Raw genomic sequence first — 25,985 nt, forward strand, 5'->3', positions numbered from 1 at the left:
ACCCCTCGCTCCCCTTTTTCGACCGGTTTATGCTCCCCTCGCGCGTTGGTGCTCTACTCGTGTGCGGTTTCGCCGCCTTCACCTCGCTTGCCTCCGCACAAGCGCGCCCCGAGGCGCTCTGGTACGCCACGGCATCGGAGGAAAGCGTCCAGGCCTTTATTGCGCACGCGGACAGGATTTCGATTGTGTCGCCGCAGGTGTACTTCGTGGACAGCACGGGCACCATTTGGGGAAGCATCGATCGCCGGTTGGTGGAGACGGCCCGCGCTAAGGGAGTGAAGATCATTCCCTTGGTGATGAACCCGGGGTTTGATCAGCCCACGATGCACCGGATCCTCACGCACCCGGATGCCCGCAAACGGACCATTCGCTCAATCACGGCGCTCTGCCGAGATAACCGCTTTGACGGAATCCAGTTCGATTTTGAGAACATCCACATTCAAGATCGCGACGCCTTTACCGCCTTTTCGCGCGAAATGGCCGACTCGCTCCACGCGGCTAAATGCTCACTCTCCGCGGCGGTGGTGCCACGGTCGTCGGACCTCGCGGGCCAAACGCCCTACCACGCGTGGATTTTTGACAACTGGCGCGGCGCATACGATTACAAAGCGCTCGCCGACGCGATGGATTTTTTGTCGTATATGACCTACGCGCAGCACACCGGTGGCTCTACACCGGGACCCGTCGCAGGCTACACCTGGATGGAGCGCGGCCTCAAGTTCGTACTGGCCCAAGGCGTTCCGCCGCAAAAGATCTCACTCGGCGTGGCGGCCTACTCAGATTGGTGGTATCCGACCTTCGACGCCAAAACAGGGCCGCGTACGACGGGGCGTGACGTGTCATATCGCACCGCGATGGGAGTACTCGCGCGCAGCGGCATCACGCCAACTTGGGACGAGCGCCAGAAAAACTACTATGCGCTCTGGGACGAAGATGGCGTCAATCAGTTGGTGTTCGTTGAGGACGCGCGTTCGTTCAACGAAAAAGTCGCGCTCGTAAAGCAGTACGGACTGCGCGGCTATTCCGTGTGGGTGCTCGGCCTTGAAGACCCTGCGGTATGGGAGCGCCGCTGAACGCGCAACGGCCATTCGCGGGCGCGCTGGCGCGACTGCTCGTCGTGCTGCTGCTCACCGCGTGCCGCGCGCCGAAGGTGGAACAGCGCGTGTTGTTTATTGGAAATAGCTACACCAGCGCGAACAATCTCGCCGGCATTGTCGAAGCGATGGCGACTGCGCGACATCATCACATCGTCGTCCGCGCGCTAGCGCCCGGCGGGCAAACGCTGGCGCAACATGCCGAGTCAGCGGAGACGCGTGCCGCGCTTGCGGCCGATGCGTGGACGGCGGTGGTACTCCAAGAACAGAGCGTGGTGCCTGCGGTGCGCGCGTCGCGCGAACAGACGATGTATCCTGCCGTGCGCCAGCTCGCGGACGTCGTACGGGCGCGCCATGCGCGGCTGTTGCTGTTCAATACGTGGGCGCGCCGCGATGGGATGGGCCAGTTTGGTTATCCGGATTTCAGTTCGATGCAGTCGGCCATCGACGCGGCATATGCAGAGATTGGCGCGGAAACAGAGGCCACCGTTGTACCCGTGGGCGCTGCGTGGACGGCCGCGCGCGCTGCGTTCCCGAATCTGCAACTGTGGATTGCCGACGGCAGTCATCCGACGCGCGAAGGGAGTTATCTCGCGGCCTGCCTGTTTTACGTGACGTTGTTCGGCGGTACACCGGTGGGATTGCCACCGATGGAAGGGATGGACGCCGCCACCGCCCATCGTCTGCAGTTGGTTGCGATGAGCGTCACCACAGCCGGGAGTCGTCCGTAACTACCGCGCCTCCACAGCGCGCGGCGGCACCGCACTGTTATGCGTGCAGCGGCAGAACGTAGCCGAGGATTGCCCAGGCGTGACTCACACTGCCGGCGAGCACAAACAGATGCCATACCGCGTGGCTGTAACGAACGCGCTCCCACACAAAGAACACGACGCCCACCGTGTAGCACGCGCCGCCAATGAACAGCCAGCGGAGCGCATCGTGGCTCACGTGCGCGAGCATCGGCTTGAACGCAACCACCGCGAGCCAACCCATGCCGACGTACACTGCGGTGGAAATCGCCGGCAGACGGTGCGCGCCAAACACGCTTTTGAGTGTCACGCCAAAAGCCGCGAGCCCCCACACCACACCGAACAGCGACCAGCCCCATGGCCCGCGCAAATCCACGAGCACGAACGGCGTGTAGGTGCCAGCAATCAACAAATAAATGGCCGCGTGATCGAGCCGTTGAAACACGGCCTTGGTGCGCGGCATTGTGACGTGCGGAAAGGCATGGTACAGCGTGGACGTGGCGTAGAGCAGCACCAGTGTCGTGGCATACATGCTTGCCGTGACAATGCGCCACACATCATGCGTGTGCGCCGCCACCACAATCAGCGCCGGCGCCGCGACGATCGCGGCCACCAAGCCGGCGCCATGCGTGATGCTGTTGGCGATTTCTTCGCCGAATGTCTGTGCCCGTTCCTGTGCCATGCGCGCGTCCGTTTGTGCGAATATGTACCGAGCGATCAGGCGTGCTTAATAAATGTACCGTCGCGTAGCTCGCTGACCGCTTGGCGCAGCTCTTCCTTGGTGTTCATCACAATGGGGCCGTACCACGCCACGGGCTCTTCGAGTGGCTTCCCAGACACGAGGAGAAAGCGCATCCCCTCGTCACGCGTTTGTACGGTGATTTCGTCGCCACTGTCAAAGAGCACGAGTGAGCGATTGCCATTTTCATCGGTCACCGTGTCGGTGGCATCACCATCTTCCGTGCGCACGTTCTGCGGCGTGGACGCGGCGCGGAACGAACCCTTGCCGTCAAAGACATACGCAAAGGCGTGACGGTACGTCTCCACCGGCAACGTCTTGCGCGTGCCCGGCGGAATGTAGACATCGAGGTACCGCGGATCGGCGGCAATGCCATCGACGGGGCCAGACTTGCCCCAGAAGTCGCCGCAGATCACGCGCACGCGCGTGCCGTCGTCGTCAATCACTTCGGGAATGTGTTGCGACTGCACGTCCTGATAGCGCGGCGTACTCATTTTGAGCGACGATGGCAGATTGGCCCACAACTGAAAGCCGTGCATGCGACCGGCGGCATCGCCGGTGGGCATTTCTTGATGCAGAATGCCGCTGCCGGCCGTCATCCACTGCACGTCACCCGCACCAAGGGCGCCGGTGTTGCCGAGACTATCGGCGTGCGCCACGGTACCGGCGAGCACGTAGGTGATAGTCTCGATGCCGCGATGCGGATGCCAGGGAAAACCGGCCAGATAGTCCTGCGGCCGATCGCCACGGAAGTCATCGAACAACAGGAAGGGATCGAAGTCGTTGGTCTCACCAAAGCCAAAGGCACGCCGCAAGTGTACGCCGGCGCCTTCCATTGTAGGCTGTGCTTGAACGACGCGTTTGACGGGACGAATAGACACGGAGATTCCTCTCGATGCGGGGGCCTATTTAAAGAAAGAACGCCCGGCGTGAGCCGGGCGTTCCCCAGTTCCGCTTATGCGCGATCGCGACGGACGAGCAGCTTCTTGCCCTTGATAGTGGCTGCGCCGAGTGCGGCAATCACCGTGTCGGCAATGTCGGACGGCACTTCCACCGTGGAGAACCGATCGGAGATGGCAATAGCGCCGATGTTCGACGAATCGATGCCGAGCTCACCGGTGATGGCGCCCACGAGATCGCCCGGCCGGATCTTGGCCTTGCGTCCGCCGCCGATGAACAGGCGTACGGGTTCCCACGCTGGCTTCGGCACGCCACGCGGACGCTTGGAGCCGTCCGTGGGACGCGGGTTCTTTTCCGTTGAAACGCGCGCGCCGCGCACGGGGCGCGCAATGGCGCCCACGGACACACGCGAGGCGAGCGGAATTTCTTCCGGCTCATCTTCCCCGCGGCGATTTTCAACAAGCTTGATCGCCGCCGCCGCAATATCCATCACATCCAACTCAGCGGCGAGTGACTCCACCACCTTGCGATACATATCGAGTCCGCCTGACATCACCGCATCGCGCACCGAGGCGCGCGTGAGCTCCAGGCGCTTGGCCTTGAGATCGGCGATCGTCGGGACTTCGGAAATCTCAATCTTCTGCTTGGTGGCGCGCTCAATGTTGCGCAGCAGGCGGTGTTCGCGCGGCTCGGCGAAGGTAATCGCCACGCCTTCTCGTCCGGCGCGCCCCGTGCGACCAATGCGGTGCACATACGCTTCGGCGTCGGCGGGCACGTCAAAGTTGATGACGTGGCTGACGTGCTTCACGTCGAGGCCGCGCGCGGCCACGTCGGTGGCCACGAGCAGATCCGTTTTTTTGGCGCGGAACTTCTTCATCACGCGATCGCGCTGATCTTGGCTCAATCCACCGTGCAACGCTTCGGCGCGCTGGCCGTGTGCGCCGAGCGCTTCGGTGAGCGCGTCCACGTCACCGCGCGTACGGCAGAAGACGATGGCTGAGGTGGGCTGTTCCACGTCGAGCACGCGACCAAGCGCGGCAATCTTGTGCGGGCGCGGCACGATGTAGGCCAGCTGACGCACGCGCGCCGCTTCAACTTCGGGCGAGACGCTGCGGTCGATGGTCACGACGATCGGGTCGCGCAGGTGCGCGCGCGCAATGGCCTGAATGCGCGACGGCAAGGTGGCGCTGAACAGCGCCGTCTGGCGAATCTCCGGCGTGGCCTTGAGAATGGCTTCGAGATCTTCGGCGAAGCCCATGTCGAGCATTTCGTCGGCTTCGTCGAGTACGGCCATTTTGAGATGGCCGAGGTGGAGCGTTTTGCGGTTGATATGATCGAGCGCGCGTCCCGGTGTGGCGACCACAATATCGACGCCACGCTTGAGCGAGCGAATCTGCGATTCCATCGGCGCGCCACCGTAGACCGGCATGACGCTCACGCCCAGGTCGCGTCCGTACTTGTGAATCGCTTCGGCCACCTGCATGGCCAGTTCACGCGTGGGAACAAGCACGAGTCCCGTGGTGCGTTCGCGCGGGACTGCGTTTGGCGTAATGAGATGGATGAGCGGCAGTGCGAACGCCGCTGTCTTGCCGGTGCCGGTGGCAGCCTGCCCGAGGACGTCACGGCCAGCAAGCAGCGGAGGAATTGTGGCTTCTTGTACGGCGGTCGGTTCTTCGTACCCGAGGCCCGTAAGTGTCTTGAGCACGCGCTCATCGAGACCGAGGGCGCTAAATCCAGCGGCCACGGGAACTTCCTTAGACTTTATCATCCTGAAAACTACACCCGCCGAGGGGCTAAACGGTGATTTTGCCTGCTAGCACGTACGCAACGCCGGAGACGGTTGCGGTGAGAATGGTGCCCCAGGCGAGATCGACCACGGCCACGCGAGCGGGAAAGTCTTTGAGGAGCGCCAAACTGGTCAGGTCGAACGCGGCGTAGGCCGCGAGGCCAAAGAGCGCGCCGAACCCGAGCGCTCGGCTCAGCGACTGCCGTTCAATGGCCGGTTGCACGCACAGCACGATGACGGCGGCGATGTAAATGAGGTAAAACGCGATAGCCGCGCCCCATTGGACGTCGGGGCGCATCAGGTGGCCCATTTGATTCTTGTAAAACCCGCTGGCCACAAAGCCGAGCCAGGTGAAATCGAGCGCGCAGAAGGTGAGAAAGGCGACGCCGTAGAGTTTGAGGAAGTTGGTCATGGTGTGATGGTAGGGTGCTCGGGCTCCGTTTGCCAGACCAAACGGTGTCAATCGTTTCGCTCGCCGGTTCGCGACGTCACTCGACCGAGCGCGCGAGTAGTGCCTGAAAGAGCATGACTGCCGCGAACGCGCCGAACATCGTGATGAGCGATGTGGTGGTTGAGGCGCGCATCATTTTCACGACCAGCAGGCCACCGCCGATGATGACAATATTGAGCAGCATCACCAGATACGACGCTTTGTGCGCGAAATTCAGCGTGTAGAACGCGAACAAGCGGCGCCCGCGCACCACGAGGCGCGGGTCGTCTTTGCACACGTAAATGCGGCCGGCGAGCCAGTGGCGGTCGTCGGCCCAGAGGCGGTCGAGGGATTCGGACATAGTAAAAAGATGTGGGGAGGAGGCACTCCGATGGAAGAGCGCCGAGCGGCGGGTGGTTTCCGCTCGGTGTGATCGATCCCCCGCATGCACGAGCGGCGCCGCCGAAGATTCGGGGCGCCGCTCGAGTATTGCCGTTGAGGACGGTCCGCCGTGCTTGAGGATCAGCGCACGATGGACTTCATCTCACCTTCCGATCACGGGACGATCGGCATCGTCCCCTTGACCACGGTCACCGTGAGTGCCGACGGATACTGCGCCGAGTGGTGCACCACGTTGTGCGCGACCACAGGCTCGGTTTCGTTCCAGTTCTTGCCGCCGGTGTTCAGGTTGCGGTCGAAGCGCGGGAAGTTGGAGCTCGTCACTTCAATGCGCAGCTTGTGGCCGGGCGCAAAGTAGTTGCTCGTGTTGAGCGGTTGCAGCGTGACTTTATACACCTTGTCTTTTTCCATCCACACTTCGGGCTTGTCGTAGCCGTCACGATAGCGCATGCGCTGAATGGACTCATCCAAGTTGTACGCGCGGCCATCGGGGTACACGTCAATCACCTTGACGGTGAAATCCGTATCCTTGGCGTCGGACGACACATAGAGCGTGGGAATAATCGGCCCGCTCAACTCCATCCCTTCCTTGAACGCTTCTGTCGTATACACAAGGATGTCCGGCCGCGTTTCCATCTTGCTTTGGTCCATCGATCCGGCCACCACCGCGTTCCCTTGGCAGCAAACATTGCCACCGTACGACATCACGGGGTTCTTGGGATCGTAGGAGAATTTGTCGGGTTTGTCGGTCTTGGGCGCGATGGTCGAGAGCACACCGTCGCCCTTCAGCGTATTGGCGTTGCCTTCGCTACCGAGGTGGAAGGTCATCGGGACGGCGTCCTTGGGCGGCCAGACGTCCGAGGTCTTCCACTGATTGAGCCCCATCACGTAGTAGCGAACCTTCGGCACCGTATCCATCGCGGCCACGGGCTTGTCCTTGAGGAAGCGATCAAAGAACTCATACGTGAGTTCCTGATACGCGAGTCGGGCATCGCCCATATCGCGTTCGCCCACCACCGTGTGCTCCGTGGCGCGGGTGTACGAGCAGTGCGCCACGGGTGCGATAACCGCCCACTGTTGATTGGCGGCTGCGCCCTTGGCGGTTTTGCGGACGTGGTTGAACATCGCGAGGTTCGGTCCCACGGACACGTCGTACCAGGACATGAACCAGAGGCCCGGAATGTTGATGGCCATGTTCTCGTGCCAGAGTCCGCCCTTACGCCACGCCGGATCATTGGGCGTGCGCTTCATCATTGCGCCGCCGCTGGCCACGGGCATGGAATCGGCAAAGACGCCGTGCGGGCCGTCGACGGCCTTGATGAGATCAATCGTTGGCAACGTCCAGAACGCTTTCGCCCAATCCACCGGCGGCAGGTGCTGCGCGAGGTCAAACGACTTGGACACGCGAATGAGATCTTCCTGCGACGTGTTGCGTGGGAACATGGGGCGCACCTGATTCTGCTCGCCCATGAGCCAGTCAATGAACAGCATCTGCACGGCACCGCCGCGATACCAGTTGCCCATTTCGTAGTACGGGCCAACCTTGCCGACGCCGGCGCCAAAGCCCTGCACATTCATCGCGGTGAAGCCCTTGTTCCCAAGCGAGGCCACGGCCGGCTGCCATTCGGCGGTTGAAGAGCAACCGGTAGTGCCCACCTTGCCGTTGGACCACGGACGCGAGGTGAGATAGTTGAGTTCGTCGTCGCCGTCGGAGATCGGGGCGCCGAGGATGTCGTAGTTCCCCTCGGAGAAGAAGTGCCCGCGTTCTTGCATGTCCACAAACGCGTAGCCGCGTTTGACGGCGGTGAGCGCGGCGCTCATATCGCGTGGTACGCCGTTGGCGACGTCCCAGTAGTTGAAGTTGTAGGGCGTGCGCACCCAAATCGCCGGATATTTTTCCGAGGCGTTTTTGGGATAGTAGATGTCGGCGGCAATGCGCACGCCGTCGCGCATCGGGATCATCACTTTGCGTTCAACAACAGCGATCGACTTCAGTTCGTTTTCGACAGCCCAGCGTTTGGCTTGCAGGCTGTCGGGCATTCCGCCACCGCGCTGCGCGGCGGCCGGCTGAACGGAGGCAAGCAGGAGCACGGCGGTCGCCGCGAGCGGACGGAGTATGAGCTTCATACGGAAGTATCCTCAGCAGAGGTATTCCTAAGAGTGCGTCCTTGGACGCGGTGCGTCCATACGGTACTATGCAATTAGTACGCGGCACGTCGGTTACCCGCTGGGGCACCACAGGCCGTCTTCTCACTTCCGTACTCGCTCGTGCGAATCCTCAAAGGCAAGTTCACGGGTCGCGACCTCACGTCGCCATTGGATTTTCGCGTGCGCCCCACGGCGGAGAATGTGCGCGGGGCGATGCTCGATCTGCTGGCAGCCGACCTCAAGGACGCGCGGGTGATTGAGCTGTTCGCTGGCACGGGGGCGCTGGCTATTGAGGCTATTTCGCGTGGCGCGCGGACCGCGGACTTTGTGGAGACGCGCCCGTCGAGTTTACACGCGCTCAAAGCGAACATTGGGCTCTTTCGGCTCAAGGATCAGACGCGCGTCTTCAAAAAGGACGCGGTTCCCTTTGCCGCCGAGTTGGAGACCGGACGCTACGACATTGCGTTCGCGGATCCGCCGTACGGTTCAAAAATGCTTGACCATGTGATTGGCAGCTGGCGGACGCGTAAGTTTTCGCGCGTGCTCGCGGTCGAGCACGAACTCGCGCACGTGATGCCCAAAGTGCCGAAGGCTGCGGAGCGTCGCGTGATCGACGATACGGTGATCACGATCTACCGCATCTAGCGCATCGGGCGCATCTAGCGCGACGGGCGCATCTAGCGCGCTGTCTTCCGTCGCCCTCAGTCGATGCGCGCGACGCCCGGCTTGACGATCGGAAAGCGCAGGAACACAGCGGGGTCGTGACCCGGCACGATGAGCTTGGGCGATGTCGCAATCGTCGCCATACGCGCCTGCGCGGCGAGGTTTGACGCTGCGTCGAAGGTCTGCGCAATCGCGGCGTGCTTCTCAAGATTCTCGTACAAATAGCAGTTGTCCGAAGCGATCACGACCGTCCCGGCACGCGTGCGCACCGAGGCGAACTGCGACGCGTACGTGTGACGGCCGCCCGTGTACACCCGAATGCCGGGGATTGGCTCCTGATCGTCCCCTTCCACAAGCGTCACGCGGCCCGCGGCTTTCAATCGGGCGAACATTGCCGCGTCACTCGCCGTGATGCCCGACTGCAGCGCCTCCCCACTGGGCCCCACATAGTACTCATACTCGGCGCGCTGAATCCAAATGCGCGCGTTGGGAAAGAGATCAATGCCGTCGGCGTGATCCCAGTGCACGTGTGAGACAATGATATCGGTCACGCTTCCGGCCGGGACACCGAACGCCTCGACCGCTTGTGATGGGCGCACATAGTTCACCGGCTTCCACCGTGCCATGAACTCATCGCGATAGAACCCCGCGTCCACCAACACCGTGCGACCGCCCGGCGCTTTGAGCAGCCACACCATTGCCGCCACGTCGATGCGTCGCGCCGTGTCTGCGCCGGCCACAAGGCCGCGCACGGGAAAGTTGGCGAGCGTGCCGTACTGAATGGCGTACGCTTCGTAGCTTGGCGACTGCTGTGCGACGAGCGTGCGCGCGGCCAGCATCGACAGCACAACAGTCGCGAACAAACGCGTGGCACGTGACATGCGAGAACTCCCTGACATCAGTGAATACGACGTAGCGCGAGGTGCTATGAACTCTCAGATGGCCTGATAGTACACGCCTTTGGGAGGTTCGGCGATGAGGGTGCGCACTTCGTTGATTTTCTCAGACGGAATGTGTGTCACCGACGCCTGATGCGCGTCGATACTCTGCCACTCTTCGATGATCGCAAAGCGGGTGACATCATCGTGGTGCGCAAACAGTGTCACGCTGATGCACCCCGGCGCGTCCTCAATGAGCAAGACGACCTCCTGAAGAAAGGTGCGCAGATCGGCGGCTTTTTCTGGAAGGGCGTGAAACTCGTTGACGCGGGTGATGGGCATGTCGGGGGGTGGGGTTGGAGGATAGGTGAACGATGGCACAGTCGCCGGATTCGTGAAAGCGGGGGCCGTGGCACCGTGCACTCAGCGCCAGAGCCTGCTCCCGCGTACCTAATCACCGTGTGTCACGTAAGTTTCGGACTGCGGCCCCCGTAGTGGACACGCGCCCAGGATCCCGATTGTGAGCAAAAAGCGCAAGAACAACCTCGTCGCACTCGGTTCCGCCGCGGTCTTTACGATCTACGCGGCGGGCTACATGCGTACGCAGGCGGCGGCGCAGCTGTTCGCGCAGGAAACGGGCGCGCGCCGGCCAGCCGCCGAGCCGCCGCGCGTGGAGCAGGCCGCTACGCCGGCTGGGTCGGGAGTGAGTTCGCCGAATGGGGTCGCGAAGGGCGCCGCTGCCTCGGCGCCCCCCACAACCGGTCAACCCGCGTCCACGGCAGTCGTCGCGCCCAGCGCAACGACTGCTCCCGCGACGACACCGACGGTCGCGACGACCACCTCGCCAAAGAAAGCGGCTCACACGGATTCCTCGGCGGCGGCAAACAAAGCCACTGCCCCGGTCGCGCCAGTGAACGGAACTAGCAGTACCAACAACTCCACGAACTCCACTGCCCCAGCATCAACATCGGCGGCTGACAGCACCACCTCGGCGGCCCAGGGCGAGCGCGGGCCGTACAAGGACGGCACCTACTACGGCTGGGGAACGTCGCGGCACGGCGATATTCAGGCCTCGGTTGAGATTCGCGACGGACACATTTTTGCCGCCCGCATCGCCCAGTGCCTCACCCGCTATTCCTGCTCGTGGATTTGGCATCTGCAAGCGCAGGTGGCGCTCCGCCAGAGCCCAGAAGTGGATTACGTGTCCGGCGCAACGCAGAGCGTGAATGCGTTCTACTATGCCGTGGTCGAAGCGCTGAAGCTCGCTCGGTGACCGAATCCCTCGTTGTGACCACGGCGCGAATGGGGACGACGGTCACCATTCAGATCGTGGGCCCCGGCCATACCGCCATTGCACGCGCCGAACGCTCGGCGGCCATTGCGCGCGCGGATCGATGGTTTGAGCGAGTCACCGACGTGTGCAGCCGCTTTGACCCGCGCAGCGAACTGGCCCAGCTGTCGACGCGCGTGGGTGAGACCGTGAAGGTCAGGGACCTCCTGTATGAGGCCGTGGGCTTTGCGCTCGCCGTTGCCGAAGATTCCGGCGGTGCGTTCGACCCGACCGTCGGGCACCGCCTGTCGACACTCGGGTTCAACCGAAATTATCAGAGCGGCACACTCGTGCAGACGCCGTTTGAAGTCGACCCAGACGCGACGTATCGCGACGTCGTGCTGGATCGTGAGCGGCGCACGATCACGATTCGCCGCCCGCTTGTGCTCGATCTCGGCGCCGTCGCAAAGGGACTCGCGGTGGACATGGCCGCGCGCGAGCTCCAACCCTTTGAAAACTTTGCAATCGACGCCGGCGGCGACGGATACTTTGGCGGGAGCAATGCGGCTGGCGAGCCATGGAGCGTCGGCATCCGGCACCCGCGCATCGAGGGTACGCTCATTGAGACCGTGCGTGTCTCGAATGCGGCCGTGTGCACCTCCGGCGACTACGAACGCTTGAGCCCCGTCGATCCTACACGGCACCATCTGATTGACCCGCGCGCCAAAGTGGGCGCGACCACGGTCGCGAGCGCCACGGTGATCGCGCCAACCGCGATGGTCGCCGATGCGTTCTCCACCACGGCCTTTGTGCTAGGAGCTGCGCCCGGATTGGCGTTTCTCAACACCCACGACGTGGACGGCCTGTTAGTCACGCCGTCGATCGAACGATTTGAGACGTCCGGATTGCGCGATGTCCACCGCTTTGATCCGCCGCTCGTAGCGGGGGCCGATGAACGTTAGGCGCTTCTTCCGCACGCCAAAGGGACTGCTCATCATCATCTTGTCGGTGCTCACGGGCATTGCGGCGATCGGTGAGGGACTGGCCTTGGTGGCCCCGGGATTCTGCGGCGCCATTGCCGCCGCGATGCTCCTCGATGCACCGCTCCTGCGCTGGCGGCACAAGCGCTGGGTGTTTCCCGACGGCGCGCTCATCACCGGCATGATCGTGGCCGCCATTCTGAGTCCGCACGAACCGTGGTACATCGCGGCGGTCACGGCAGGCGTGGGCGTCGTCAGTAAGTATTTGTTCCGCGTGGGCAAGGCGAATATTTTCAATCCCGCTGCGTTCGGACTCGTGGCCACATTCTACGTGTTCGATTCCGGCCAGAGCTGGTGGGGCGCCCTTCCAGAGATGGCCACCCCGTGGCTGTTGTTGCTCGTCGCGACCGGCGCGTTCATTACCTGGAAAGTGAACAAGGCGCCCATCGTCCTTGGGTTTCTCGGTAGCTACTACCTGTTGATTACGCTCACAGCCTTTGCCGTCAATCCGGCCCATGTGGCCGAATTGTACCGGGCGCCGGATTTACACGCGGCGCTCTATTTCGCACTATTCATGGTCACTGACCCGCCAACCTCACCGCCGCGCGATCGCGATCAACTCATCTATGGCACCGGCATCGGTGTCGTCGCGTATGCGGCATTTATGTGGATTGGCGCGGCGTATTGGTTGCTCGCGGGGATGCTCGTGGCGAACGCGCTGGATACGTTTCGTCGAGTTCGCCGCCGGCCGCTCACTGCATAGCCCCCCCTTCACTCCCCTCCGGACCCTGCCCATGTCCCTGTTTCGCCGAGTGTCGCTCGCATCGCTCACGCTCCTCGCCACGCCAGTCCTGCTGCTCGCGCAGGGTGGACGCGGCGGTGAGCCACCCAAGAACCTGCAGGTATTTCCCAAGGACACGCCGCGTCAGCAGATCACGGCGGCGATGAACGGCTTTACGGCCGCCCTCGGTGTGCGCTGCGACCATTGCCACGCGGTGGACGCCAACGCTGCTGCCCCAGCTGGTGGACGCGGTGGACCGCCGCTCGATTACGCCGCCGACAGCAAGGAAGAAAAGAAAGTCGCCCGTGAAATGCTCAAGATGATGATGGACATCAACGGTAAGTATCTGCCGCTTACCGGCCGCACGTTTGGCGCGCGCAATAGCGTCACCTGCGAAACCTGTCATCACGGGCTGGCCAAGCCGCAGTCGCTGCGCTCGGCACTCGCCGGCGCGGTGGAAGCCAAGGGCGCTGACTCGGCCACAGCTTTGTACCGTGAATTGCGGGCCAAGTACTTCGGCAGCGCGGCGTACGATTTTGGAGAAACCTCGCTCGCCCGCGCTGCCAACGAACTCGCGCAGGCCAACCAGCGCCCGGCCGCGCTTGCGCTGCTCAAGCTGAACCTCGAGTTCTACGAAAAGTCGTCGCCGACCTACCAGTCGATGGCGCAGATCTCTCTGGCAAGCGGCGACACCGTGGCCGCCTTGGACGCGCTCAAGAAGGCGATTGCCATTCAGCCGAACAATCCCCAGCTGCAGCAGATGCTCCAGCGGATCAGCAAGACGCCGTAACCGACCGCCGGCTCCAGCAGAGCCGTCGTTTTTTCCGTAGGATTGATAGTGACGTTTCCGCAGCCGTACCGTCTCACCCATCGACCTATGACAAACTTTCGCAAAGTCACCAGCACGCTCGCCCTCGCGCTCCTCGGCGCGGCGCCGCTCGCCGCCCAGTCGTCGGACGCGACCATTCAGCGCATCTGGCGCCTCGGCATGGACAGCTCGCATGTCCAGTCGCTCGCTCAGACGTTGCTCGATTCCGTCGGACCCCGCCTGACCGGCGCCCCCGGACTTCTGTCCGCGAGCGACTGGGTGATTGGCCAGTACAAATCGTGGGGCATCGACGCCAAGCGCGATAACTACGGCACGTGGCGCGGCTGGAAGCGCGGCACATCTCATATTGATCTCATGCAACCGCGCGTGCGGTCGCTTGAAGGGACGATGCTCTCCTGGAGCCCCGGCACCAAGGGAAAGCCAGTGACCGCCGAAGCGATTGTGCTGCCGAAGTTCAAGGACAGCACAGAATTCGTGAAGTGGTTGCCGAAGGCCAAGGGCAAGATTGTGTTGCTCTCGCCGGCATTCCCCACCTGCCGTCCGTCGGAAGATTGGATCAAGTTCGCGACGCCGGAATCGAAGGCACGCATGGACACCACGATCGCTGAACTGCAGCGCGAGTGGGCCGTGATGACGGGCCCCGATGGCCGAGCCGACAGCACCAAGATGTATCGCGGCACCGGCTACACGCTCGCGCTCGGCACGGGAACGCTCGGTCTGCGTCTCGAGAAGGCCGGCGTTGTCGGCATGATTTCGTCGCGCAACAAGTTGAGCGGGTTCGCCAATCCGTTCGCCGCCGCCGGTGCTGGTGGTGCGGGTGGTGGGCGCGGCGCTGGTGGCGGGCGTGGCGGCGCAGCTGCGCCGGGCGCTGGCAGCATGCGTGGTGGTGGGCCGGCCGCGAACAATCCAGCTGCGGCGCAGGGCCGCGGTGGATTTGGTGGTGGCCCTGGCGGTGCCGGCGGCTGGGGCGTGATCGAGGTGTTTGAGACGTATAACACCGTTGCGCCCGCCGTCACGCTGACGTGCGAAGACTACGGCCTCGTGTATCGCCTCGCCGACAACAAACAGAAGCCGATGGTGCGTCTCGACCTCGAGGCGCAGGCGCTCGGCGAAAAGCCGGCGTTCAATACGATTGGCATGATCAAGGGCACCGAGAAGCCGGAAGAGTATGTGATGCTCTCCGCGCACTTTGACTCGTGGGACGGCTCGTCGGGCGCAACGGACAACGGCACCGGCACGCTGATGGCGATGGAAGCGATGCGCATTCTCAAGACCGTGTATCCGAAGCCAAAGCGCACGATTCTCGTTGGCCACTGGGCGAGCGAGGAGCAGGGACTCAATGGCTCCACGGCGTTTACCGAGGACCACCCCGAAGTGATGAAGGGGCTGCAGGCGCTGTTCAATCAGGACAACGGCACGGGACGCGTCACCTCGCTGTCGTCGTCTGGCCTCACCGCCATCGGGCCGCATCTCAAGAGCTGGTATGGTCAGCTGCCGAGTTTCTTTACCGACAGCATGAGCGCGAACGTGGTGGGCTGGAGCTTCAATGATGTGCCCACTGGCAACCCCGGCGGCACCGATGGCGCCGTGTTTGCGTGCTTCGGTACGCCGTCGATTGGGATGGGTGCGGTAGGCTGGAACTACAGCACGTACACCTGGCACACGAACCGCGACACGTACGACAAAATCGCGTTCGATGATCTCAAGCATAACGCGACTTTGGCCGCGATGATGGTGTACGCCGCGTCGGAAGATCCGGTGTTCATTGCGCGTGACAAGTCGCCAGGCACGTGGCCGGCCAACTGGCCGACCAACTGCGGCAAGGTGCCGCGCAAGACGAAGACGCGGTACTAGTTCCAGAGGTAGCAACAGAAACACCGCGCCCCCACGCCGATTGATTCGGCGTGGGGGCGCGGTGTTTTGTGCGTCGTTGGTGTATCGGTTGGTGTATCGAGCGAGGCGCGCGGCTGGCGCGCGCCGGTTGTCTTACTTGCCGCCCAACGCAGCCTTGAAGCGCGTACGAATGAGCAGCAGCTCTTCGCTCGCTTCGACGTTCTTCTTGAGGATGTCCTCGAGGAGCGTCATGATGGCAACGCTGTCGTCCACAGGCGTCGGCTCACCGCTCAGGTGCAGGCCGAATCCGAAGTGCGTCCCCGGAACGAGCACGAGCTCGTTTTTGAGCACGACGTCGTTCTTGCCGTCAGCCACGCGCACGGCGCAGAACTTCTTGCCGTGCTTTTCCATATAGCTGATGCGAAGACCGTCCACCGACGCTGGCCACTCGGGATACGTATGCACCTGTCCGTCGGTGCCTTCGAACGTCGTGCCCCCCGGGACGAGCTTGCTGAAATTGCGTTCGAAGCCGCCGACGTACATCAGAGCGTGTCGCATGGTCCCCCGGGGGTGTGGGTAATTTCTGGTAGCCGATCAAACGATCGGCCGATGGGTCAAATCTACGGCGCGCAACGGTTTCGCGCGATATCACAGGAGCGGTCGATTCCGCCCTTTGTGGGACAACGGGCACCCCTCCGGCTCACGCCAGGGGGCGCCGCGAAAGGAACCGCCGAATATGAGGCGTCAGAAGCGGGGCTAGTCGTTCCGCGTCCGTCGGGGTAAGCGCCGACGCACCCCGGATCGACCCGGCACAGTGCACAGCACCGCAATGACAGTCAAAGGGCGTCGCCATCGCAACTTCGGTGGTGTTGTAGTTGAAGGTCACATCTTCGAGCGGATCAATATCGCATACCGCCACGAGAGACTGTCCGCGCAACACCGTGTTGGGTTCGCAGTGATGGTTGGTATAGCGCCAGAAATACTGGTCGAGCATTTCGATGTCGCTGCACCCGTCAGGCGTATCGACGTGCATGTCCGTGCCAATCTGCACGGAGTGCCGCGTTGGCGTGACGCTGGAAACCCCCTCGATCCGGTACACCTCGGTCCCCGCCGCCACACGCACGACCGCCACGACGCGGCGCGCCCCGTCGTGCTCAATGACGCCGACGAGCTCCGAGCCAACGCTCCGCAGCACGTTCGTCATTCGGCCAGCACGAAGGCGCGCACCGGAAACGTGCCAAATCCGCGCACCTTCACTGGCACCGCAAAGAATTTGCCTCCGCGATCCGGCGCCGCTCCAAGTCCGCACAAATGTTCGGCAATCGGAATGTCGTGCTTGAGCAAGACGCTATGCACATCGTGCGCGCCCGTATCGGTGCTGTCGATATTGAACGAGTCGATTCCCACAAATACCGCGCCGGCCTTCACCAGCCACTCGGCGAGTTCGCCGGTGAGGTGCGGGTGTTTGTCGTGATACGCATCGGTGCGCCAGTGCCGGTCCCAGCCCGTGTGCACAATCACCGCCTTTCCGCGTACTTCGTCGGCGGAAAATGGCAGACGGTCAATCGTCCGGTCCGCACCAGACGGAATGCGTGCAATGAGGCAGTCGAGATTGGCCAGCGAGGTCAGCGGGAGATCGGCCAAATCTTTGCCGGTCGCATACCGATGAAACGGGCTGTCCACATAGGTGCCGGTGTTGGCCACCATCTCGATTTTTCCAATTTGAAACTCCGTGCCGGCCTCATACCGCGTGTGCGAATCGGCGCGGCTGAGATAATCACAGATGATCGGCGCGGGAAGGCCTTTGTACGTCACCATCCCGTGCTCGACCGTGTGACTGCAATCAATGAGGCGTGGCGGCTTCACGTGGTCGCTCCGGCCAAAACCGCCCAGGTGCGCTCGCTCATGGCACCACCGTCGGCGCCGGCGCAATCACGTCGTTCCAGTTCAACACCGAGTTGAAGATCATGTTGAACTCGCCGTGGTTCTGCCAGCGATAAATCGGATTATTCGAGAACAGAATCACGCGGCCGTGCCCCTTGTATGCCATCGGGACATCCACGGCGAACGGACGCGACTTGAGTGAATCCGCGCCGACCATCAGGCCGCTCAGCACGGCGGCATCGCCGCCCACATACCGGGCCAGCACATTCGCTTCATCCGCCACGCCCACCTTGAGCGGCGAGCCGCCCACGTACTTCACGGGGAATTTCTTGTCGGCGTAGCCGTAGAACACGGGATGTTCCGCCTTCAGGATTTCGCCCTGCACGAGCGGACGCTGCGAGGTGAGTCCCGGCACCGCGGCCTTGTCCACGGTGCGCGCAAAGCCGAACTCGATCGGCAACCGCGCCGCATCGCCCACGGCGATCAGCGTGCCGCCGCCGTCGAGGAACGCGGCAATCGCATCTACGCCGTCCTGCCCGAGTCCGCCGCTCATGTCGGCGGTCTCGCCGTACATGCCGAGGAACTTGTACTTGTCGCTCTTCTGATAGCTCTGGGGTTTGGCTGCCGGAGCGGCGAGCGTGGTCTGTTTGCCGAGGTTCTGCTCGGCCATCAGAATCACGTCGTACTTGGCGCGCAGATTGCCCGGCTTCACCTGCTCTTTGTAGATCAGGTCATACGGCACACCAAACTTATCGAACGTGAGGCGATACCAGCCGAGGTTCTGCGTGCTCGTCCACGCGGAATAGATGGCGACGCGCGGCACATCGGCGGCGTGCGTCGGCACGGTCGGCGCGGCGGCAAACATCGCAGCGGTGAGGCCAAGCTCTTCAACCGCCGCGCGAATGGCTGGCGCCTTCGACATGTCGGTGATCACAAACGAACCGGCCGGATACTCAACGCTATCCACCTTGAACGACTTCTCGGCGATCTGCATCGGCACGTCTTTCAGCCGATAGCGGAAGCTGATCATGTTGTTTGAGCCGTAGTGCGCGATCACCATCCCCGCGTTCGCCGCACCCGCGGTCTTCACGGTGCCCTTGAGCGTGACCGTGGTCACTGGGGTCGTGGCTACTTTGAGTACTGCGGAATCGGCGATTTCGGCGACGTCGACCATCATCGCCATTCCCATCGACCAGCCGCTGTCGTCGTACGTGGTGATGCGCGCGTCGGGGAACTGCTGCTTTTCAATCAAGTTCTTGGCCAAACGTCCGTACGGCTGATCGCGTTTGATCACGAACGAACCGGCGGGGTACGTCGTGGTACCAACCTTGAACGCCGCCGTCGCGCGCCCAACTTCGATGCGCTGCACGCGGAGGATGTTGATGAACTCCGCGACCTTCGTCATGTCGCGCTGCACCGGCACCACAAAGCCGTACGGTGCCTTGTGCTTCCCTTCTTCGATAGAGTTGCGCGTTTTGATGTAGAAGTTCTCAAGCACCGTCGCCGGAAACATGGCGGTGAGCTGGAGCGCGGAGATGACGCCCGTCTCCATGTAGTTGGTGTTGGAGCGACGCGTGAAGGTGTTGATGTCGTCCTGCGTGTACTGAATGCCGCGATACCATTCGCGATCTTGCGCGCCACCGCGACCAGTCGGAATCGCGGACGCACCGCGACCGCCGCCGGGAGGGCCGCCAGCTGCGGCAATGGGAGCACCTGCAGCCCCTGCGGCAACCGTCGTACCAGCGCCGCCACCACGACCGCCGCGACCACCACCACCAGCGCGACCACCAGCTACGGCACTGTCAGCGCCGCGTCCGCCGGCACGTCCACCTGCCGCGCTATCCGTGCGCGCCGCAGGCGTAGCCGGCACCACCGCCGCCGGTGGCTCGACATCCCGCCCGCTCTGCGTCTCGTACATCTTCATCAAGCCATTGTGATTGTACGCCACGGAGCCGAGGTAGCCCGGCGACCAGCCGTCCATGAAGGCGTTGGTGTACACGCCCGGCATGCCCCACTTGGTCATCTGCGCCATCTCGAAGTTCGCAAACCACGGAAGTTCGGAGAAGAGCAGCGGATCGAGGTTCGGATTTTGCGGCATGCCGCCGCTGTAGGTGTAGAGCAGCGGCTGCGCTTCGTGCAGATCGTGCATGATGGGCGGATGCGCGGTGAAGTACCAATCGACGATCGTGCGCATCTGCATCAGTTCGACGTTGATGTCGCGGTTGTTGTCGTGGTAGACGTACTTCCCCCAATACGGCACGGCACCGATCGGTGAACCACCACGACCACCGCCGCCGCCACCTGCACCACCTGCTCCTTCACCGCGTCCACCACCTTCGGCCGGCGCGGCGGGCGTAACAGCCGCTGCGCCAGGCACCGTCGGATTCGCGGCCGCATAATCGAGTCCCTTGTAGAACCAATCCACATTGCGATCACGCCCGTCGGCATCGGCCACTGGCGTCACCGACACGTACACGTTGTTGCGAATCTGTGTGATGATCGGCGACGTCTCGGTCGCAATGCGATACACAAGCTCCATCAACATTTCGGATGGACCCGTCTCGCCGCTGTGCAGTCCGCCCATCAGGTGATAGTGCGGCTTGGTAACGGTGATCAGTTCGTGCACCTGCGTCTCGCTCATCCCACGCGGATCAGCGATCTTGGCCAGATTGGCGCGGTTTTGGGGCAGCTTCTTCATGTTCTCGTCGCTCGACACCCACACCACAACGAGTTCTCGTCCTTCATCGGACTTGCCAATTGTCTCGACCTTCACGCGCGGCGTGGCTGCGGCCAAGGCGCGATAGTATTTCAGCTGATCGGCGTAATAGGTGAGCGTTTTGGGGGCGCCCACGTGGTGGCCGAGCACGTCCTTTGGCGTTGGGATGCCATTCACCAACGGCAGGTGATCAACCAGCGGGCTCCCGTGCTTGGGATTGGCGAGCCACGCCTTGTAGTCTTTTTCAAAGCCCGCGTCCTGCTTCTGCTTGGCGTCGCGAGTCTCGGTGGTGAACTGCTGCGCACCCACCATGGGCGCGGCAAAGGCGAGGAGCCCGAGCAGCGGGAGGGAGCGATGCAGCGTGGATAACAGCTTCGCGCGACGTGACATAGCGGGCCTTCGCACCGGAAAGTGGGGAATTGTGGAGACAACTATTAATACGCTCCGGCCAGCGGCGCCGCTGTAGGCCGTCCAAGGCGAGTGAAACAGTCGCCTACGGGGCAACGTATCAAAGCCAACCCCTGAGTGCTACTATATTCTGGCTTCCGGCCCGCCGCCGGGAGCCTAGTGCCGGCCGAGTCCTAAGTCAGGAGACCCCATGTCCCGTATCCGTTCCGGCCTTGTGCTGGCGGCTGTCGCTGTCGCCACCTTGGCCGCTGCTTCATCCGCCGCCGCCCAGGGCGCCGCTGGTAGCTCGCCGCCCTCACCCGCTCGGCAAAAGAGCGACGCCGTGGCCAAGGCCAAGGCCCGCGCCGACAGCGCTCGGCTCCCCTACACCGAAGCCGACGTCGATTTCATGTCCGGCATGATCAGCCACCACGCGCAGGCCATCGTGATGGCCAAATGGGCGCCCACGCACGGGGCGAGCGCGGCGGTGCAAACGCTCTGCGCCCGCATCATCAATGCCCAGACCGACGAAATCGCCCTGATGCAGCAGTGGCTCCGCGACCGCAACCAGACGGTGCCCGAAGCCAAGCCCGTGCCGATGAAGATGAAGATGAACGGCATGACGATGGTCATGTTGATGCCGGGGATGCTGAGCGACGCGCAGCTCAAAGAACTCGACGCCGCGCGCGGCGCTGATTTTGACCGGCTGTTTCTCACGTTCATGATTCAGCACCACTCGGGTGCTGTGACCATGGTGAAGGATCTCTTCGCCTCCGAGGGCGCTGGACAGGACGAGCTCACATTCAAGTTTGCCTCCGACGTCAACACCGATCAGACCACCGAGATTTCGCGCATGCGGGAGATGCTCGCTCGGGTGGTGTTCAACAAACGCGCCCCGTGAATCACGTCACGCTCGACCGTCACACTCCCCCCATTTCCCCAGCAGAGGATTTCGCAATGGCATCAGGTGTAGAACCCAGTCGTTTGAGCACGCGCACGGCGTTCGCGCGACGCGCGTCGCTCGCGATCGCCACGCTCGTGCTTGCGTCGTCGGTGAGCGCGCAGTCGGCGCCCAGCCCGGACCCACGCGTTGGACTCAAGGCGGGGCTCCTCGACGCCGCCGAGGCCGCGTGGAACATGAAGGTCCTCTCCAAGACGCCGTCGCCCGAAAAGTTTTTCGGCAGCACGAATTCCGACTTGGCCTTCACCGGCAAGTACGTCATTCAGGGCAACTATAACGGCTATCAGGTGTGGGACATCACCAACCCGAGTAAGCCGTCGCTGAAGGTCACCAACTACTGCCCGGCCTCGCAGAGCGATGTGTCGGTCTACAAGAACCTCTTGTTCGTTTCGGGCGAAGGCAACTCGGGCCGCATTGACTGCGGCGATCAGGGTGTCAAAGAAACCGTGAGCACCGCGCGTCTCCGCGGCATTCGCATTTTTGATATCACCGATATCACCAAGCCCAAGAACATCGCCAACGTGCAAACGTGCCGCGGTTCGCACACGCACACGTTGCTCGTGGATCCGAAGGACAAGGACAACATTTACATCTATGTCTCCGGTTCCGCCGGCGTCCGCCCAGCCGACGAACTCTCGGGCTGCGTGAACGCCACGCCGGAGAAAGATCCGAACTCGGCGCTCTTCCGCATTGAAGTCATCAAGGTGCCGCTCGCGCACCCGGAGCAGGCCGCGATTGTGAGTTCGCCGCGCATCTTCAACGACCTCACCGCCCCGGAACGTCACGGCGAAGCGCCGGAAGACATCGCTGCTGCTGCAAAGATGGCTGCTGAAGCGCGTGCGCGCGGCGCATTCACGGTCAGCATTCAGGGCACGGAACTGGTCGCACCCGATCAGTTCATCAAGCCGATGCTCGACAGCGTCGTGGGAGCGCGTCACGGTACCGGTGCCGCAACCGGCGCCGACAGTGCGGCGCTCCGTGCCGCCCTTCCGGGCATCGTTGCCAAGATGTTTGGTGAGGCGCCAGGTGCCGCAGATCACGGCCCGCGCCCGGGTCCGACGCAGTGCCACGACATCACCGTGTACCCCGGCATCGGCCTCGCCGGTGGCGCCTGCGAAGGCTACGGCCTGCTGCTCGACATCAAGGATCCGGCCCACCCAGTGCGCATTGCCGCGGTGGCCGATTCGAACTTCAGCTACTGGCACTCCGCCACGTTTAACAACGATGGCACCAAGGTGCTCTTCTCCGACGAATGGGGCGGCGGCGGCGCGCCGAAGTGCCGCGCCACCGATAAAAAGGAATGGGGCGCCGACGCGTTGTTTACGATCGAGAAGGGCCAGATGAAGTTCCAGGGCTACTACAAGTTGTCGGCCGCGCAGACGGTCAATGAGAATTGCGTCGCGCACAACGGCTCGCTCATCCCGATTCCGGGACGCGACATCATGGTGCAGGCGTTCTACCAGGGCGGCTTGACGGTGTTTGACTGGACGGATCCGACGCACGTCAAGGAAATCGGCTACTTCGACCGCGGCCCTATCGACTCCACGCGTTTCGTGATGGGCGGGTCGTGGTCCGTGTACTGGTATAACGGCGTGATCGTCAGCTCCGAGATTGCGCGCGGACTCGACGTGCTCGAGCTGCAGCCGAGTGCGTTCATTTCGCAGAACGAGATTGACGCCGCCAAGTCGGTGAAGCTTGAGTACCTCAACGCGCAGGGGCAGCCCAAGTTCGTGTGGCCGGCGAGCTTTGCCATGCCGCGTGCGTATCTCGACCAGCTCGAACGCAACAAGGGATTCGATGCCACGAAGATTGCCTCGACGCGTGCTGCACTGTCGGCCGCGGAGAAACTCTCCGGGACGGCGCGCGCCGATGCGCTGAACACGCTCGCGACGCAGTTGCACACCGACGCGCGGAGCGCAGCGGACGCACCGAAGGCGCACACATTGGCCTCCTCGGTTGGGGATCTCGCGAAGGCAAAGTAAGGGACGATCGCTGAACAGAAGAGCGCCGGTGGATGCGAGTCCTCGCATCCACCGGCGCTCTTTTTTGTTTTCGATTACGGTGCTTTTTTCGCGGCTGGATTCTCGACCGGGAATTCCACGTGGCGCGACCAATCTTGAAACGATCCGTCGTACAGCAGGATCGGATGACCAAGCGATCGCGCCGCCGCGAGCACCGCCGTGGCGAGCTGACCCGATTGGCAGTACCCGATGATCACGTCGTGCGGACCCACGCCGGCCTTGGTGAAGATCGCCTCAAGCTCCTGCGCGGAACGAAAATGCAGCGCGTCGTCCGTCATCAAATTGAATGGCAGGCTCTTGGCCCCAGCGATATGCCCCGCGCGTTGTGGGCCGCTAACGTCATTCCCTACCTGTGCGCCATCATAAAACCCCGCCGCACGGCCGTCGATGATCGATACGCCTTTAGTTCCGATCATCGATTTTACATAGGCGCCCGTAACGACAAAGTTGTTGATCTTGAGCGGCGACAACGTACCAACGGTGGATGGAGACGCCGCGCTCGTTGTCGCACCGCCATGCTTGGTCCAGGCCGAGAGTCCGCCGTCGAGGATGGAGCTGTTGTCCCCAAGCCCAGCGTACGCGAGCGTGAGCGCCACCCGTGTCGCCTGTGTGACCCAGTCGCCCGCGTAGTAGACCACAATGCGCGAATGATCGGAAATACCGAGCGCCGCGAGTTTCGCTCGCAATGAATCGGCGCTTGGCATTTCGAGCATGAGTCCGGTGGCGGAGCGGTCTGACACCGACACGTCCTGTGTTCCAACGGCGCGTGCGCCGGGAATGTGCGCGGCGGCATAGTCGCGGGGGTCGCCCACCTGCAGCAACACCATGTTCGGATCGAGTAGCCGTTGACTCAACCATTCCGCGGTCACGAACTGCGCACCACGCGGATCACGAGCGGCGGGCGCGAGCGCCTGTGCCTGAAGGGCCATCGGAACGGTCGCAAGGAATGCGAATACAATACGGGAAAAACGCATATACCCCTCGATAGATACCGGCAGTTCAGGCCGCCATCACGCTGCTAACGGAAGCCAAACGTCGAACGTCGTCCCCTCACCCACGGTACTGCGAGCCTCAACACGTCCGCGCGCCTGTTGCACCACGGAGCGGACGGTGGAAAGGCCGAGCCCAGTCCCACTCTCGCCCTTGGTCGTGTAGAACGGCTCGAAAATGTGCGCGAGCGCGTCCTCGGCGATGCCAGCGCCTGAGTCGGTGACGGAGAGATGCACGTACTGATCCGGTGCGAGTCCTTCCGCGCCGGGCTGTCGTTCCTTGATCGTGACGGCCGCCGCGCGAATGCGGATCTTCCCACTACTCGCCATCGCATCTCGAGCGTTCACCACGAGATTGAGTAGAATCTGGTCGAACTGCGACGGATCCATATCGAGCGAGGTGGACGCGTCACTGGGAAGCTTAAGTCGTACACTGATGCTAGCGCCCGTCATGCGCTGCAAGAGGGGCAGCAAGGTGCGTATCCGATCTTCCGCCAAGAACACGGAACGCTCGCCCGGGCGTTTTTTGGCAAAATCGCGCAACTGCACCGTCAGCGCGCTGGCGCGTTCGATGGCGGCGTCCACATCTTCGAGTTCGGCGATCACCTGCGGAATCGTGGTTGCGGCGCGCGCGCTTGACACGCCGCCACCAATCACCGTGAGCACGTTGGCAAAATCGTGCGCGATGCCTCCCGCCATTTGCCCCAAACTTTCGATGCGCCGTGAGCCCGCAAGTTGCACCTCGGTGTCGCGCAACAGCGCATCTTGATGCAGAATGGTGTCGCGTTCCTCCAGCATCATGGCCATGAGTGTGGCCACACCATTGAGCACGGTCGTCGAAGACTGCAAGACGATGATGGTCGTGACGGACGCGGCACCACCGCTCCCGACGTCGAACTCAATGAGGGCGTTCAGCCCTTGACGTAGCACGATGGCCGCAAGCGCTACCGCCAACGCGACGAGCGCGTCTTGGTTCCGCGACGCGGTGCGCGACCGGCGATACGCATAAACGGCCGCGTCCAGCATCATCCCCACCACGAAGACACGCACAATCGCGGCTCGGATTGGCGCGTCTGCAACACCGGGGAACGCCGCGCTGACGACAAACGGCACCCCGACGAGGGCAACGCTGACCCCGAACATCCATGCCACGCGCGACCGTACGGCGCGCGCTTCGGCCGCGAGAACAGCGGTGGCGTGGCGCGCGATGGACCAGACGAGGGCGATCATCAGCAGCGGCATCGTGGCCGAGAACGCTGGCTGCGAACTCACCACCGCGTCCACGAGCCCCTTGAACATCATCGCGCTTGAGAGCGCCGCCAACGATCCAACAAAATAGAGCGCGGCCAACACCTTCATCCCTGGCCGACGGAGCGTAAGCGCGGCACCAACGGCGGCCAGCAGAAAGGGTCCTCGCAGGGCAATGGCGAGGCCATACGACGTCAGCGATGCTTTCCAAAGTTCCGGTGCACTGCCAACGGTGGCGGTCACTTGCGAGAACATGGGGGGGGCCCGAAGGTGTGATTCGGCGCGACTGGTCGTCCTGAT

24 protein-coding genes are annotated in these 25,985 nt (G+C 62.8%); 10 read left to right on the top strand and 14 right to left on the bottom strand.

The genetic code is table 11. The annotated features are described in order from the left end of the window. The first annotated feature begins 29 nt into the window (after positions 1 to 29). Positions 30 to 1,073 (top strand): glycosyl hydrolase family 18 protein, encoded by a 1,044-nt coding sequence (locus NTZ43_13845; protein ID MCX5768295.1) that lies wholly within the window; start codon positions 30 to 32, stop codon positions 1,071 to 1,073. Then, entirely contained in the window at positions 1,058 to 1,825 is a 768-nt protein-coding gene (locus NTZ43_13850; GenBank protein MCX5768296.1) for a hypothetical protein, read from the top strand. Before NTZ43_13845 ends, NTZ43_13850 begins: the two co-directional genes overlap by 16 nt. A gap of 37 nt (positions 1,826 to 1,862) precedes the next feature. Here NTZ43_13850 and NTZ43_13855 read toward each other — a convergent pair whose 3' ends face one another. The 6 genes from NTZ43_13855 to NTZ43_13880 form a co-directional block, all read right to left on the bottom strand. Then, positions 1,863 to 2,525, bottom strand: a complete 663-nt coding sequence (locus NTZ43_13855; protein ID MCX5768297.1) for a hemolysin III family protein — start codon at positions 2,523 to 2,525, stop codon at positions 1,863 to 1,865. Between the two features lie 35 nt (positions 2,526 to 2,560). After that, on the bottom strand, positions 2,561 to 3,463 hold the full coding sequence (locus NTZ43_13860; protein MCX5768298.1) for a pirin family protein: 903 nt from the start codon (positions 3,461 to 3,463) through the stop codon (positions 2,561 to 2,563). Between the two features lie 74 nt (positions 3,464 to 3,537). After that, the gene (locus NTZ43_13865) at positions 3,538 to 5,250 is read right to left on the bottom strand and encodes a DEAD/DEAH box helicase (GenBank protein ID MCX5768299.1); all 1,713 of its coding nucleotides are present in this window, start codon (positions 5,248 to 5,250) and stop codon (positions 3,538 to 3,540) included. 25 nt (positions 5,251 to 5,275) lie between these two features. Beyond that, on the bottom strand, positions 5,276 to 5,680 hold the full coding sequence (locus NTZ43_13870) for a DUF2177 family protein (GenBank protein ID MCX5768300.1): 405 nt from the start codon (positions 5,678 to 5,680) through the stop codon (positions 5,276 to 5,278). A gap of 76 nt (positions 5,681 to 5,756) precedes the next feature. Beyond that, the gene (locus tag NTZ43_13875) at positions 5,757 to 6,059 is read right to left on the bottom strand and encodes a hypothetical protein (GenBank protein ID MCX5768301.1); all 303 of its coding nucleotides are present in this window, start codon (positions 6,057 to 6,059) and stop codon (positions 5,757 to 5,759) included. A 194-nt stretch (positions 6,060 to 6,253) separates the two neighbouring features. Continuing rightward, complete coding sequence (locus NTZ43_13880) at positions 6,254 to 8,137, bottom strand: CocE/NonD family hydrolase (GenBank protein MCX5768302.1); 1,884 nt, start codon at positions 8,135 to 8,137, stop codon at positions 6,254 to 6,256. A gap of 228 nt (positions 8,138 to 8,365) precedes the next feature. On the opposite strand from NTZ43_13880, the gene NTZ43_13885 reads away from it, so the two are divergent. Next, positions 8,366 to 8,890, top strand: a complete 525-nt coding sequence (locus tag NTZ43_13885; protein MCX5768303.1) for an RsmD family RNA methyltransferase — start codon at positions 8,366 to 8,368, stop codon at positions 8,888 to 8,890. A 56-nt stretch (positions 8,891 to 8,946) separates the two neighbouring features. On the opposite strand, the gene NTZ43_13890 is transcribed toward NTZ43_13885, so the two are convergent. Together NTZ43_13890 and NTZ43_13895 are read right to left on the bottom strand one after the other, a co-directional pair. Then, entirely contained in the window at positions 8,947 to 9,789 is an 843-nt protein-coding gene (locus NTZ43_13890) for an N-acyl homoserine lactonase family protein (protein MCX5768304.1), read from the bottom strand. 54 nt (positions 9,790 to 9,843) lie between these two features. Further along, positions 9,844 to 10,128: an antibiotic biosynthesis monooxygenase gene (locus NTZ43_13895; protein MCX5768305.1), complete on the bottom strand. Its 285-nt coding sequence runs from the start codon at positions 10,126 to 10,128 to the stop codon at positions 9,844 to 9,846. Positions 10,129 to 10,306: 178 nt separating this feature from the next. Here NTZ43_13895 and NTZ43_13900 point away from each other — a divergent pair, with 178 nt between their 5' ends. From NTZ43_13900 to NTZ43_13920, 5 genes are all read left to right on the top strand, one after another. Further along, positions 10,307 to 11,059, top strand: coding sequence for an FMN-binding protein (locus NTZ43_13900; GenBank protein MCX5768306.1), 753 nt, complete (start codon positions 10,307 to 10,309; stop codon positions 11,057 to 11,059). Next, the gene (locus NTZ43_13905; protein MCX5768307.1) at positions 11,056 to 12,018 is read left to right on the top strand and encodes an FAD:protein FMN transferase; all 963 of its coding nucleotides are present in this window, start codon (positions 11,056 to 11,058) and stop codon (positions 12,016 to 12,018) included. The genes NTZ43_13900 and NTZ43_13905 overlap by 4 nt, the downstream gene beginning before the upstream one ends. After that, positions 12,008 to 12,799 (top strand): RnfABCDGE type electron transport complex subunit D, encoded by a 792-nt coding sequence (locus NTZ43_13910; protein MCX5768308.1) that lies wholly within the window; start codon positions 12,008 to 12,010, stop codon positions 12,797 to 12,799. Before NTZ43_13905 ends, NTZ43_13910 begins: the two co-directional genes overlap by 11 nt. 31 nt (positions 12,800 to 12,830) lie before the next feature. Beyond that, a complete protein-coding gene (locus NTZ43_13915) occupies positions 12,831 to 13,607 on the top strand; it encodes a c-type cytochrome (protein ID MCX5768309.1) in 777 nt (258 codons plus the stop codon). 87 nt (positions 13,608 to 13,694) lie between these two features. Beyond that, complete coding sequence (locus tag NTZ43_13920; GenBank protein MCX5768310.1) at positions 13,695 to 15,500, top strand: M20/M25/M40 family metallo-hydrolase; 1,806 nt, start codon at positions 13,695 to 13,697, stop codon at positions 15,498 to 15,500. 132 nt (positions 15,501 to 15,632) lie between these two features. Here the strand turns inward: NTZ43_13920 and NTZ43_13925 are convergent, their stop codons facing one another. The 4 genes from NTZ43_13925 to NTZ43_13940 all read right to left on the bottom strand — a co-directional run bounded on the left by NTZ43_13925 (position 15,633) and on the right by NTZ43_13940 (position 20,469). Continuing rightward, positions 15,633 to 16,037 (bottom strand): hypothetical protein, encoded by a 405-nt coding sequence (locus NTZ43_13925; GenBank protein ID MCX5768311.1) that lies wholly within the window; start codon positions 16,035 to 16,037, stop codon positions 15,633 to 15,635. 142 nt (positions 16,038 to 16,179) lie between these two features. Then, a complete protein-coding gene (locus tag NTZ43_13930; GenBank protein ID MCX5768312.1) occupies positions 16,180 to 16,683 on the bottom strand; it encodes an SET domain-containing protein in 504 nt (167 codons plus the stop codon). Continuing rightward, a complete protein-coding gene (locus NTZ43_13935; GenBank protein ID MCX5768313.1) occupies positions 16,680 to 17,345 on the bottom strand; it encodes a cyclase family protein in 666 nt (221 codons plus the stop codon). Before NTZ43_13935 ends, NTZ43_13930 begins: the two co-directional genes overlap by 4 nt. Before the next feature lie 37 nt (positions 17,346 to 17,382). Then, positions 17,383 to 20,469, bottom strand: a complete 3,087-nt coding sequence (locus tag NTZ43_13940; protein ID MCX5768314.1) for a M14 family zinc carboxypeptidase — start codon at positions 20,467 to 20,469, stop codon at positions 17,383 to 17,385. A gap of 208 nt (positions 20,470 to 20,677) precedes the next feature. On the opposite strand from NTZ43_13940, the gene NTZ43_13945 reads away from it, so the two are divergent. Together NTZ43_13945 and NTZ43_13950 are read left to right on the top strand one after the other, a co-directional pair. Beyond that, positions 20,678 to 21,367 (top strand): DUF305 domain-containing protein, encoded by a 690-nt coding sequence (locus NTZ43_13945; protein ID MCX5768315.1) that lies wholly within the window; start codon positions 20,678 to 20,680, stop codon positions 21,365 to 21,367. 56 nt (positions 21,368 to 21,423) lie between these two features. Further along, the gene (locus NTZ43_13950) at positions 21,424 to 23,409 is read left to right on the top strand and encodes a hypothetical protein (protein ID MCX5768316.1); all 1,986 of its coding nucleotides are present in this window, start codon (positions 21,424 to 21,426) and stop codon (positions 23,407 to 23,409) included. A 74-nt stretch (positions 23,410 to 23,483) separates the two neighbouring features. Here the strand turns inward: NTZ43_13950 and NTZ43_13955 are convergent, their stop codons facing one another. Both NTZ43_13955 and NTZ43_13960 read right to left on the bottom strand, forming a co-directional pair. Next, positions 23,484 to 24,422: a rhodanese-like domain-containing protein gene (locus NTZ43_13955; protein MCX5768317.1), complete on the bottom strand. Its 939-nt coding sequence runs from the start codon at positions 24,420 to 24,422 to the stop codon at positions 23,484 to 23,486. Positions 24,423 to 24,458: 36 nt separating this feature from the next. Further along, positions 24,459 to 25,928: an ATP-binding protein gene (locus NTZ43_13960; GenBank protein ID MCX5768318.1), complete on the bottom strand. Its 1,470-nt coding sequence runs from the start codon at positions 25,926 to 25,928 to the stop codon at positions 24,459 to 24,461. Positions 25,929 to 25,985 lie beyond the last annotated feature (57 nt).

This window comes from Gemmatimonadota bacterium, assembly GCA_026387915.1.
Taxonomy (GTDB): Bacteria; Gemmatimonadota; Gemmatimonadetes; order Gemmatimonadales; family Gemmatimonadaceae; genus Fen-1231.

Excerpts from the sequence above, each read along its gene's own strand:
- NTZ43_13845 (MCX5768295.1), top strand. The coding sequence starts at position 30 with ATGCTCCCCTCGCGCGTTGGTGCTCTACTCGTGTGCGGTTTCGCCGCC.
- NTZ43_13850 (MCX5768296.1), top strand. The coding sequence starts at position 1,058 with ATGGGAGCGCCGCTGAACGCGCAACGGCCATTCGCGGGCGCGCTGGCG.
- NTZ43_13855 (MCX5768297.1), bottom strand. The coding sequence starts at position 2,525 with ATGGCACAGGAACGGGCACAGACATTCGGCGAAGAAATCGCCAACAGC.
- NTZ43_13865 (MCX5768299.1), bottom strand. The coding sequence starts at position 5,250 with ATGATAAAGTCTAAGGAAGTTCCCGTGGCCGCTGGATTTAGCGCCCTC.
- NTZ43_13870 (MCX5768300.1), bottom strand. The coding sequence starts at position 5,680 with ATGACCAACTTCCTCAAACTCTACGGCGTCGCCTTTCTCACCTTCTGC.
- NTZ43_13875 (MCX5768301.1), bottom strand. The coding sequence starts at position 6,059 with ATGTCCGAATCCCTCGACCGCCTCTGGGCCGACGACCGCCACTGGCTC.
- NTZ43_13880 (MCX5768302.1), bottom strand. The coding sequence starts at position 8,137 with ATGCCCGACAGCCTGCAAGCCAAACGCTGGGCTGTCGAAAACGAACTG.
- NTZ43_13890 (MCX5768304.1), bottom strand. The coding sequence starts at position 9,789 with ATGTCACGTGCCACGCGTTTGTTCGCGACTGTTGTGCTGTCGATGCTG.
- NTZ43_13895 (MCX5768305.1), bottom strand. The coding sequence starts at position 10,128 with ATGCCCATCACCCGCGTCAACGAGTTTCACGCCCTTCCAGAAAAAGCC.
- NTZ43_13910 (MCX5768308.1), top strand. The coding sequence starts at position 12,008 with ATGAACGTTAGGCGCTTCTTCCGCACGCCAAAGGGACTGCTCATCATC.
- NTZ43_13915 (MCX5768309.1), top strand. The coding sequence starts at position 12,831 with ATGTCCCTGTTTCGCCGAGTGTCGCTCGCATCGCTCACGCTCCTCGCC.
- NTZ43_13920 (MCX5768310.1), top strand. The coding sequence starts at position 13,695 with ATGACAAACTTTCGCAAAGTCACCAGCACGCTCGCCCTCGCGCTCCTC.
- NTZ43_13925 (MCX5768311.1), bottom strand. The coding sequence starts at position 16,037 with ATGCGACACGCTCTGATGTACGTCGGCGGCTTCGAACGCAATTTCAGC.
- NTZ43_13930 (MCX5768312.1), bottom strand. The coding sequence starts at position 16,683 with ATGACGAACGTGCTGCGGAGCGTTGGCTCGGAGCTCGTCGGCGTCATT.
- NTZ43_13940 (MCX5768314.1), bottom strand. The coding sequence starts at position 20,469 with ATGTCACGTCGCGCGAAGCTGTTATCCACGCTGCATCGCTCCCTCCCG.
- NTZ43_13945 (MCX5768315.1), top strand. The coding sequence starts at position 20,678 with ATGTCCCGTATCCGTTCCGGCCTTGTGCTGGCGGCTGTCGCTGTCGCC.
- NTZ43_13950 (MCX5768316.1), top strand. The coding sequence starts at position 21,424 with ATGGCATCAGGTGTAGAACCCAGTCGTTTGAGCACGCGCACGGCGTTC.
- NTZ43_13955 (MCX5768317.1), bottom strand. The coding sequence starts at position 24,422 with ATGCGTTTTTCCCGTATTGTATTCGCATTCCTTGCGACCGTTCCGATG.